This window comes from SAR86 cluster bacterium (assembly GCA_023703615.1).
Lineage (GTDB): Bacteria > Pseudomonadota > Gammaproteobacteria > Magnimaribacterales > D2472 > MED-G85.
The window spans coordinates 1,222,123-1,229,821 of the sequence record CP097971.1 but is presented as its reverse complement, the minus strand read 5'-3'; the positions used below and the strand labels follow the sequence as shown (position 1 = coordinate 1,229,821).

The following is a 7,699-nucleotide window of genomic DNA, read 5'->3' as shown; positions in this document are numbered from 1 at the left end:
AAGTGTTAATAAAAAAAAACATTAAACTTTAGTTAAATTTTTGGTTTGTTCACTATATTGATATATAATTCTCGATCAATTTGCGGGCTATATTATTATGAAAAGAACATTTCAACCAAGCACTTTAAAAAGAAAAAGAACGCATGGTTTCAGATCAAGAATGTCAACCAAAGCAGGCAGGGCTATACTTTCTAATAGAAGAAAAAAAGGGCGCAAAGAACTTAGCGCTTAAAGCTTGAATAGCAGAAAACTTAAAAAATATTTTTATTCATCGAAAAATTTTAGAATTTTCTTCAATAAAAATGATATTGAAAATATTAGAGTATCTGTTTCAAAAAAAATTTTTTCTAGGGCGGTCGATAGAAATAAAATTAAAAGAAGCATAAAAGAAACGTTTAGAAAAAATGATCTTTATGCTCAAGAAGGTTGTTTTGTCTTTTTTGTTTTTAAGCCTTTTTTTGAATTAAAAAAAAATGAGGCTTCTTTTGAGATCATTAACGCTGTAAAATCATTCAACGCAAATAATAGATAATTATGAATATAAGAAGAATTTATCTTGGATTAATTTTGGCGCTTGTTATAGGCCTTTTTTATGAGTATACAAGCGGTACAAGATTTGATGATCTAGAAAAGCATTCCCTGTATGTGGAAAGCCTTAAAGAAGAAAATTTAATAGATATTAAATCTAATAGGTATGTTTTTTTGGAAAACGATTTGCTGCGCCTAAAGTTTGTGGTTTCAAATGGTGCCCTAGTTGAAGCTAGGCTCAAACAATTCCCAGTTGAAAATGCTGATGACTCTGTGGGTGTAAGGGTTTTTGGTTCTGATGATGAGCGCTTGTTTAGATACTATTTTAAAAGTGGTTTCACTGGGATTGCGCCTTCATATGTTTTAGAGGTTGTTAATGATAGCAAGATTGTCTTGGTTGACGACCTTAACGGTTTGAAAAAGGAAATTTCTTTTCTTCCTTCAACATACGAGGTTTCAGTTAAAGACATCTCTGCTAAAGGGGTTCAGGGAAGGGCTTATGGCGCAATGTATAGAACTGCTGGAAGGTCTTTAGATTTGAAAACAAATTTTGCTAGTGGTGGAGCTATGAACAATAGCTCTTATGAGGGGGTTGCCTTCTCGACCCAGGCTGATAGCTACGAAAAATCTAGACTTAAACAGTTAGACGCTCCCATTAGCATTTTATCAAGATCTGGGTGGGTTGCTTTTATAGAGAAATATTTTTTTGCTGCTCTTATAGGCTCTAATGATTATGTTTACAATTACTTTGCAAGTCCAGCTGAGAACGGCTTGTATAACATGGGTTACACAGTTGAAAAGCCTGAGTTTGAAGACCTCGCATATCAACACGATCATCGGCTTTACGTTGGGCCAAAAACGCAAAGCGATCTTTCTGAAAGAGCTGAAAATTTAGATTTAACTATTGAGATGGGTTGGTTTTGGTTTTTATCAAGGCCAATGGTGTGGGGTTTAAATAAAATTAATGCTATTGTTAATAATTGGGGTCTTTCAATAATTTTGTTCACAATATTTCTGAAGCTTCTTTTGTGGCCTGTTACAGCCAGGGGTTATGCTGGTATGGCGGGCATGAGGGAGATGGCTCCTGAACTAAAAGAAATTCAATCAAGGCACAAAAACGACAGACAAAAGCTTGCTTCTGAAATGGGTAAGTTATATAAAAAACATAAAGCCAACCCTTTGAGCGGGTGTTTGCCAATGTTTGCTCAAATGCCGTTTTTTATTGGTTTTTTCTTTGCTTTAAGAGAAATGGTAGAGTTGCGTCACGCTTCTTTGGGTTTTTGGATAAATGACCTTTCTGTGCCTGATCCTCTTTTTATTTTACCTATTGCTTTTACGCTAATTATGGTTCTAACAACTCGTCTAAACCCACAACCCCCAACCAATGATCCAATGCAAATGCAAATGGCTCAGTCAATGAAATTTATGCCGGTTTTTTTTGGTTTCTTTTTTGTTTTTTTCCCTTCTGCTTTGGCTCTTTATTCAGTAATAAACGCTGGGATTTCTTTGGTTCAACAAAGGTACGAATATAGCAAAAGAGGGCCTGTCGACAGTATTGGTACTGGTGGCGGCTGAGGCTTGGGCTTTAAATGTCAGTTGTTTTTGCCCTTGCAACCCCGCCTTCTAAGTCCGCAATATGTGTCTTTAGAGTAAGTGGTCGCGGTTCCTTAAAAGCGCTATCTCTTTTTTTTAAAAACCCTCCAAAAGACCCAAACTACTTTTATGTAAAAGATTTTCTTTACAAAAACTCTGTTGTTGACAGGGTGGGTGTAATTTTTTTCAAAAGCCCAAAAAGTTATACGGGGGAAGATTCGTTTGAGATTCATGGACATGGAGGCTTGGGTGTTATGGGGGTGTTAACTAAGGCTTTTCTTGAGGCTGGTTTTGAGGAGGCGGGGCCTGGTGAGTTTACAAAAAGAGCTTTTATAAATGAAAAAATAAGCTTAAATGAGGCTGAGTCTGTTGTTGATGTCATTAATAGCTCTTCAGAAGCAGATTTGTTTTTAACAAATAAGTCTTTGTCTGGTGTTTTTTCAAAGGAAATTGGGTTGTTCGTTGGCGGTATTGATGTTTTAAGGACTAGGGTAGAAGGTGAAATAGATTTTTCTGATGAAGATGAGGTTTTTTTAGATGAAAGTCTTTTAGATGATCATAAAAAAATCGTTCGTGATTTTGGTCATTTTGTGAGCGGTTGTTCTAGCAGGTCGTTATTATTAAACAAAAACAAGGTTTTATTGATTGGCCCGCCAAATTCTGGTAAATCTTCAATTTTTAATAGGTTGTTGGGGTATGAAAGAGCCTTGGTGTCTGGTGCTCCTGGAACTACGCGTGATTTAATAGAGTCAGAGGTTTTTTTTGAAAATAACTCTTTGGTTGTTTTTGATTCTGCTGGGTTGAGGGATGGCGCTGAAGATGTTGAGGCGCATGGCATAGAAAAAACAAAGGATGAAATTAATAAATCTGATTTAATTGTTGTTGTTTTGGAAAAATATGATTTGCAGTTGATAGGTTATTATGAGAATTTATTAAAAAACAAAAGAATTGTTTGGGTTTTAAATAAAATAGATCTTGGTTATAAGAAATATGATGGTTTTGATTGTTTTGTGTCTGCAAAAACTGGCAAAGGTGTTAAAAATTTAAAAAATGTCATAGGTGGTTTTTTTCCAGATCATCGAGCAGAGTCCTCCTCATATTTGATTAATGAAAGGCAGTTTGGGTTATTAAAATCATGTCTTGAAAATCTTACTTTGTCTTTGGGTTTTTTGGAACAAGAAGAAAATATCGACCTGTCTGCTGAACATTTAAAACATGCTAGATCAGACCTGGATAATTTTGTAGGGGTTAAGACTTCTGAAAAGTTGTTGGGTGATATTTTTAATTCATTTTGTGTTGGTAAGTAATTATAAAACCTGTTATTAATTTGTATTTTGTTTTTGGCAATTTTTTTTACAAACAGTTTATTAAGAATTTGGTTTTATTTATATAAACAGCTTTTACAGCGGTTTATTTTCCTCGTAAGCTTTATTAAAACGCCTTGTTTTTGACTTATACATATTTAAAGCTCTCTTAATAGAAATAACAATAAGTATATAATATAGATATTATAGGTTTTATATTAATATGAATAAGTTCGATGTGATTGTTGTTGGTGGTGGGCATGCTGGCGTTGAAGCAGCTCATGCCGTAGAAAGGATGAATCTAAACTGCGCTCTCATAACAATGAGCAAAAAAACCATTGGCCAAATGTCCTGCAATCCGGCGATCGGAGGCCTTGGAAAATCTCATATAGTAAGAGAGATAGATGCACTTGATGGAATAATGCCTGTAGCCACAGATATGTCTGGAATACAATACAGAACCCTGAATACAAGAAAAGGAAATTCTGTTCAGGCACTAAGAGTTCAGTGCGACAGAAATTTATATAAAAAAGCAGTACAAAAAATTATAAAGGATTCTAAAATCAGCATTTTTGAAGCTGAAGTAGAAGACCTTATTGTTAAAAACAAAAAAGTAACTGGAGTAAGAACATCACGTGGAGATTTTTTAGCCAAGAAGACAATTTTAACCACAGGAACGTTTTTAAATGGAATTATGTACACAGGCTCTGAGTCAAAAAAAGGCGGTCGTGTAGGTGACGATTCTTCAATATCACTTTCAAAAAAACTATATAGTTTGAAGCTTCCAATGGGAAGACTAAAAACTGGTACACCGGCTAGAGTGAAATTATCCAGCCTGAAATTAGAAGAGATGGAGGCGCAACCAGGAGAAAAACCAACCCCATGGATGTCAAAAAGAAACATTGTAAAAAAACATCAAAAACAACTTCCTTGTTATATAACAAGAACAAACAAAAAAACACATAAAATTATTAAGAACAACACCCACCTTTCAGCAATGTATTCTGGAAATATTTCAGGCATTGGACCAAGGTATTGCCCCTCAATAGAAGACAAGGTATATAAATTTAGCAACAAGGACAGCCACCAAATATTTATTGAACCAGAGGGCATTTATAAAGACCTTGTATATCCAAATGGAATTTCAACAAGCCTTCCAAAAAAAGCTCAAAAGGAATTTATCTTATCAATAAAAGGTATGGAAAATTCAAAAATAGAAGAGTACGGATATGCAGTTGAATATGACTATATAGACCCAAGAACAATAAAACCAACACTTGAAACAAAGTTTTTTAAGAACTTTTACCTAGCAGGACAAATTAACGGAACAACAGGATATGAAGAAGCCGCAGCACAAGGCTTGATTGCTGGAACAAACGCAGCAAGTAAAATAAAAAAGAAAAACAAATTTATTCTTGGGCGCAACGAGGCGTATATTGGTGTGATGATTGATGATTTAACAACACACGGAATAACTGAGCCCTACAGAATGTTTACAAGCAGAGCAGAGCACAGGCTGCTTTTATCCCAAGACAATGCCGAACAAAGACTTTTAGAAAAGGGACATAAACAGGGCCTTGTTAGCAACCAAAGACTTGTCAAATTTAAGAAAAAAGAGGAAGCATATAAAAAGTTTATAAAAGACGAACTAAAGAAAATCAAAACACAAAGCTTTAAGAACAACAAAAACACAACAACAACCCTTAAAGAAAAAAAGAGCATTTACGAGTTACTCAAAAGACCAGACGTCAATACAAAAAAACTTTATAAAACAACAAGCAACAAGACCGAGTACAACAGGGCTCTTAACGAAATAAAATATTTAGGATATATACAAAAACAACAAAGAGAAATAAACAAAAACAAAAAACAAAACCAAAAGAAAATCCCAGCAAACCTAAATTACGAAAAAATAAATGGCCTTTCGAACGAAGCTGTTGAAAAACTCATAAAATCAAAACCTACCACCATTGGCTCAGCATCAAGGATCGAAGGAATTACCCCGGCAGCAATTAACATTATTTTAATTGCAATAAAAAAAGAAGAACTGTCAACAACAAATGCCTAACCTAACAGACAAGCTAGTTAGGGACCAAAGAATCAAAAAAGAAGATATAAAAAAAATCGAAATTTTTATAAGTGAGGCGCTTAAATTTAACAAACATCACAACATATTTGTTAGAAACTCAAAAGAAGAAATATTCGAAAAAGACGTCTTTGATTGTTTGCCAGCCATAAACATGATAAAAGACAAACAAAAAGTACTTGATCTTGGAAGCGGAGGAGGCTTTCCAGGAATCCTTATAGGAATTTTGAAAAACCACACGAAAGTTTTTTTGCTTGAAAAAAATCAGAAAAAAATAAGCTTTCTTAATAAGATAATTTTCCAACTAAACCTAACAAACACAGAAACCATTAATACAAGCTTAGTTGAAAAAAACAACCTTCAAAACTTTGATGTAATAACAGCAAGAGCCTTTTCATCAATTAATAACATATTAAAACTTACAAAAAATAATATCGATAGAAATGGCTATTATTTATTACTAAAAGGAAAGATTGAAAAAATAAACAATGAAATACAACAAGTAAACACAAACAAATACAAGTATGAAATAATCAATCTTAACAATGTTACAAAAGAAAGACACCTTGTAAAAATAACGAATGAATAAAGTAATAGCTATTGCAAATCAAAAAGGCGGGGTTGGCAAAACAACCACCGCAATTAACCTTTCAGCAAGCCTAGCAGCCACAAAAAGGAAAGTTTTACTATTAGACCTTGATCCCCAAGCAAACGCCACCACAGCAACAGGAATAAACACAAAAGAATCAAACACACTATACGAGCTCTCATTAAACCAATGCTCAATTTCTGAATGCATTTACCAGTGCAAAGACGGCTACTCAGTTATTCCAGCAAACGAAAGCTTGGCGGCGCTGGAAGTTGCAATAAGAAACAATCAACAACAGGGTTTTATTTCAAAGCAGCTAGATACGATGAAAACAAATTATGATTACACAATTATTGATACCCCACCAACACTCAACCAATTAACAATTGAAGCGCTGTTTGCAGCATCCGGGACCCTAATACCCCTTCAATGCGAGTACTATTCATTAGAAGGAGTTTCAAGCCTAATGAATACAATCAAAACACTTTCAGACAAAAACCTCTCCTCAAATAGGATATTAGGAATTATCAGAACAATGGTTGATATGAGAAACAACCTAGCGAAAGAGGTTTCATACGAACTCGAGAAACACTTTTCTAACTTGGTTTTTAATACCCTTATACCAAGAAATATAAAACTTGCCGAAGCACCCAGCCACGGCACTTCTGGTATAAAATATATGCCAACCTCATATGGAGCAAAAGCATACTTAGCTTTAGCAGGTGAGTTGATAAGGAAGATTGAAAATGCCTGACGATAAAATTTTGAACAAAGGCCTTGAAGCGCTTCTTGGTGAACAACCACAAGGACAGAAGACAATCAAGGAAATTGAAATAACATTAATAAGCCCTGGAAGATTTCAACCAAGAACAAATTTTAACAAAGAAAAATTAAACGAGTTAACAAACTCAATAAAAAAACATGGCGTTTTGTCACCGATTTTAGTCAGAGAGCTAGGGTTAAACAAATTTGAAGTGGTTGCTGGAGAGCGAAGGCTTAGAGCATCAAAACTTGCCAACTTAACAACAATACCGTGTTTGGTAGATCAGAAAAAAGATCAAGATGCTTTAGAGTCAGCCCTTATTGAAAATCTCCAAAGAGAGGACCTTAATGCAGTAGAAGAGGCAAGAGGCTACGATAGGTTAAAAAGAGAATTTGACTTAACTCAAGATGACATTGCTTTGTCAACAGGAAAGGCGAGAAGCACAATTGCCAATTCTTTAAGAATACTTTCACTTCCAGAAAGCGTGCTCGATCTTTTATCGTCTGGACAAATTGAAAAAGGTCACGCAAAACTTTTAGCTTCTATGAGCAAAGACGATGCATTTAAAGCGGCACAAAAAATTATTAAGAGCAAACTGACCGTCAAAGACTTGAGCAATTTAAATAAATCAGCTCAAAAAAATCAAGCCAACATAAAAGACAAAGAAACCGACATGCTAAACATTGAACAAGAAATGTCTAATAGTTTTGGCCACAAAATCGAAATAGAAGCTAAAAACAAAAAAAATGGTAAAGTTTCAATAACATACAACTCTCTTGATGAACTAGATATCATTATCTCGAAACTGAAAAATTAAATAAAAAACAACTTGTTCT

The 7,699-nt window shown here is 34.4% G+C and carries 8 protein-coding genes; all 8 read left to right on the top strand.

Going from position 1 to position 7,699, the window contains the following annotated elements; all coding sequences use genetic code 11:
* The first annotated feature begins 97 nt into the window (after positions 1-97).
* Positions 98-232, top strand: coding sequence for a 50S ribosomal protein L34 (gene rpmH, locus M9C80_06465; GenBank protein ID URQ69576.1), 135 nt, complete (start codon positions 98-100; stop codon positions 230-232).
* Positions 233-235: 3 nt separating this feature from the next.
* Positions 236-532 carry a ribonuclease P protein component gene (rnpA, locus tag M9C80_06460; protein URQ69575.1) on the top strand — a complete coding sequence of 99 codons (297 nt, stop codon included), beginning with the start codon at positions 236-238 and terminating at the stop codon, positions 530-532.
* Positions 533-534: 2 nt separating this feature from the next.
* On the top strand, positions 535-2,103 hold the full coding sequence (gene yidC, locus M9C80_06455) for a membrane protein insertase YidC (protein ID URQ69574.1): 1,569 nt from the start codon (positions 535-537) through the stop codon (positions 2,101-2,103).
* Between the two features lie 14 nt (positions 2,104-2,117).
* On the top strand, positions 2,118-3,428 hold the full coding sequence (mnmE, locus tag M9C80_06450) for a tRNA uridine-5-carboxymethylaminomethyl(34) synthesis GTPase MnmE (protein URQ69573.1): 1,311 nt from the start codon (positions 2,118-2,120) through the stop codon (positions 3,426-3,428).
* A 220-nt stretch (positions 3,429-3,648) separates the two neighbouring features.
* The gene (gene mnmG, locus M9C80_06445; GenBank protein ID URQ69572.1) at positions 3,649-5,493 is read left to right on the top strand and encodes a tRNA uridine-5-carboxymethylaminomethyl(34) synthesis enzyme MnmG; all 1,845 of its coding nucleotides are present in this window, start codon (positions 3,649-3,651) and stop codon (positions 5,491-5,493) included.
* Entirely contained in the window at positions 5,486-6,100 is a 615-nt protein-coding gene (gene rsmG / locus M9C80_06440) for a 16S rRNA (guanine(527)-N(7))-methyltransferase RsmG (protein URQ69571.1), read from the top strand. The genes mnmG and rsmG overlap by 8 nt, the downstream gene beginning before the upstream one ends.
* Entirely contained in the window at positions 6,093-6,854 is a 762-nt protein-coding gene (locus tag M9C80_06435; GenBank protein URQ69570.1) for a ParA family protein, read from the top strand. The genes rsmG and M9C80_06435 overlap by 8 nt, the downstream gene beginning before the upstream one ends.
* Positions 6,847-7,680, top strand: coding sequence for a ParB/RepB/Spo0J family partition protein (locus tag M9C80_06430; GenBank protein URQ69569.1), 834 nt, complete (start codon positions 6,847-6,849; stop codon positions 7,678-7,680). Before M9C80_06435 ends, M9C80_06430 begins: the two co-directional genes overlap by 8 nt.
* Positions 7,681-7,699 lie beyond the last annotated feature (19 nt).

Coding starts and splice junctions, on each gene's coding strand:
- rpmH (URQ69576.1), top strand. CDS start 98: ATGAAAAGAACATTTCAACCAAGCACTTTAAAAAGAAAAAGAACGCAT.
- yidC (URQ69574.1), top strand. CDS start 535: ATGAATATAAGAAGAATTTATCTTGGATTAATTTTGGCGCTTGTTATA.
- mnmE (URQ69573.1), top strand. CDS start 2,118: ATGTCAGTTGTTTTTGCCCTTGCAACCCCGCCTTCTAAGTCCGCAATA.
- mnmG (URQ69572.1), top strand. CDS start 3,649: ATGAATAAGTTCGATGTGATTGTTGTTGGTGGTGGGCATGCTGGCGTT.
- rsmG (URQ69571.1), top strand. CDS start 5,486: ATGCCTAACCTAACAGACAAGCTAGTTAGGGACCAAAGAATCAAAAAA.
- M9C80_06435 (URQ69570.1), top strand. CDS start 6,093: ATGAATAAAGTAATAGCTATTGCAAATCAAAAAGGCGGGGTTGGCAAA.
- M9C80_06430 (URQ69569.1), top strand. CDS start 6,847: ATGCCTGACGATAAAATTTTGAACAAAGGCCTTGAAGCGCTTCTTGGT.